Below are 2,110 nucleotides of genomic sequence, written 5' to 3'. Positions count from 1 at the left end.
GGTCCGGGGAGGGGAGGTGGCGGCGGTCACTGACCGACCGCCCTGCGCAGGTTGTCGGCGGCGCGCTCGTACCGCTCGTAGCGCTCCAGGCGGCGGCGGTTGGCGCGGCGGAAGCGGCGGGCGACGAGCCGGGCGAGGTCGGCGGCGCCCACCATGCCCGCCTCGGGGCCCAGCTGCGCCTGCACGATCCGGGCCTCGGGCCGGTAGCCGCGCCCGGTCAGCTGGCGGCGATACGCGTCCCGCGCGGGGCCGATCAGCAGGTCGTCGGCCGCGCTGACGCCGCCGCCGATGACGAAGCAGGACGGGTCGAGGGCCGCGGCGAGGTTGGCGATGCCGACGCCGAGCCAGCCGCCGATCTCCTGGAGCAGCTCGGTGCACATCGCGTCGCCCCCGCGGGCCAGCTCGGTGATCAGCGGCCCGGTGATCTCGCCGATCCGGCCGCCGACCCGCTCGGTGATGCCGTACGCCACCGGGGACTCGGCGGCGGCCAGCTCGCGGGCCTCGCGGACCAGCGCGTTGCCCGAGCTGTACTGCTCCCAGCAGCCCCGGTTGCCGCACGGGCAGCGGTGGCCGCCGGGGACCACCTGCATATGGCCGAACTCGCCGGCCACTCCGTACTTGCCGCGCTTGACCCGGCCGTCCTCCAGTATCGCGCCGCCGATACCGGTGCCGAGGGTGATCATGACGAGGTGGTCCTCGCCGCGTCCGGCGCCGAACCGCCACTCGCCCCAGGCGGCGGCGTTCGCGTCGTTGTCGACCATCACGGGGACGGCGAGCCGCGCGGTGAGCGCGTCCTTGAGCGGCTCGTCCCGCCAGGCGAGGTGCGGTGCGAACAGCACCCGGGAGCGGTCGGCGTCGATCCAGCCGGCCGCGCCGATACCGACGGCGTGCACATCGTGCCGGTCGGAGAGGTCGAGTACCAGCTCGGTGATGGTGTCCTCGACGACCTGGGGGCTCTTCGACTTGTCCGGCGTCTCGGCGCGCACCGTCTCCAGGATCTGGCCGTCGGCGTCCACGACGCCCGCCATGACCTTGGTGCCGCCGATGTCGATGCCGACGGTGGGCACGCGGGGCGCGGACAGGTGGGAGCGGCGCTCACGTGTTCCGACGGTGCGGAGGACGCTGGCACTGGGCGCCGTGCGGCGCCTGGAGAGCCTGTCGGCTCGCTGCAGGCCGTCCATGCTCATCTGGTCGTCCCTAGGGGGTGTGATTCTCGGGCCCGGCCGATTCTGCCAGGGATCAACGGTACGCCGTTGGCCGGTGTGACCGGCAACTTCGGCCCCTCGTCCGGGTCAGCGCTCCAGTTCGTGGCTGAGCTCCTCCAGCTCGCTGCCGCCCGCCATCTGCTGCACCAGCTCCTCCAGCTCCAGCCCGTCCCTGGTGTACGAGCCCGCCATCGCGCCCCGCTTCAGCAGCACGAAGCGGTCCCCGACCAGATACGCGTGGTGCGGGTTGTGGGTGATCAGGACCACGCCGAGCCCCCGGTCGCGGGCCGCGGCGACGTACTTCAGCACGACGCCGGACTGCTTGACGCCGAGCGCGGCGGTCGGCTCGTCCAGCACCAGGACCTTCGCGCCGAAGTGCACCGCGCGCGCGATGGCGACGGACTGCCGCTCACCGCCCGAGAGGGTGCCGATCGGCTGGTCGACGTCGCGCAGGTCGATGCCCATGCGCAGCAGCTCGTGGCGGGTGGTGCGGCGCATGGCCTCGACGTCGAGGCGGCGCAGCGGGCCCCGGCCCCGCCGGGGCTCGGAGCCGAGGAAGAAGTTCCGCCACACGGGCATCAGCGGGACGACGGCCAGGTCCTGGTAGACGGTGGCGATGCCCCGGTCCAGGGCCTCGCGCGGGGAGCCGAGCCGGGCCGGCTCGCCCTGGATGCGGAAGGTGCCGCCGTCGTGCTGGTGCAGCCCTGAGATGATCTTGATGAGGGTGGACTTGCCCGCGCCGTTGTCGCCCAGGACGCAGGTGATCTCCCCAGCGCGCACCTGGAGGGAGACGTCGTCGAGGGCGCGGATGGTGCCGTAGTACTTGCCGACGCCGGCCAGCTCCACCAGCGGCTCGGGGGCCGCGTCGGCCGGGCGGGCCGGGTCCGCCCCCGCCCCGTCCGCCC

The 2,110-nt window shown here is 74.0% G+C and carries 2 protein-coding genes; both read right to left on the bottom strand.

Translation table 11 applies throughout. The features are described 5' to 3' along the window. Nucleotides 1-26: 26 nt before the first annotated feature. Nucleotides 27-1,181 carry an ROK family glucokinase gene (locus tag G5C65_RS36100; protein WP_165303276.1) on the bottom strand — a complete coding sequence of 385 codons (1,155 nt, stop codon included), beginning with the start codon at nucleotides 1,179-1,181 and terminating at the stop codon, nucleotides 27-29. A 111-nt stretch (nucleotides 1,182-1,292) separates the two neighbouring features. After that, nucleotides 1,293-2,054, bottom strand: a complete 762-nt coding sequence (locus tag G5C65_RS36095) for an ATP-binding cassette domain-containing protein (protein WP_165303275.1) — start codon at nucleotides 2,052-2,054, stop codon at nucleotides 1,293-1,295. Nucleotides 2,055-2,110 lie beyond the last annotated feature (56 nt).

It is taken from the genome of Streptomyces boncukensis, assembly GCF_011045075.1.
GTDB classification, from domain to species: Bacteria; Actinomycetota; Actinomycetes; order Streptomycetales; family Streptomycetaceae; genus Streptomyces; species Streptomyces boncukensis.
This window is presented reverse-complemented; position numbering and strand designations above follow the sequence as displayed.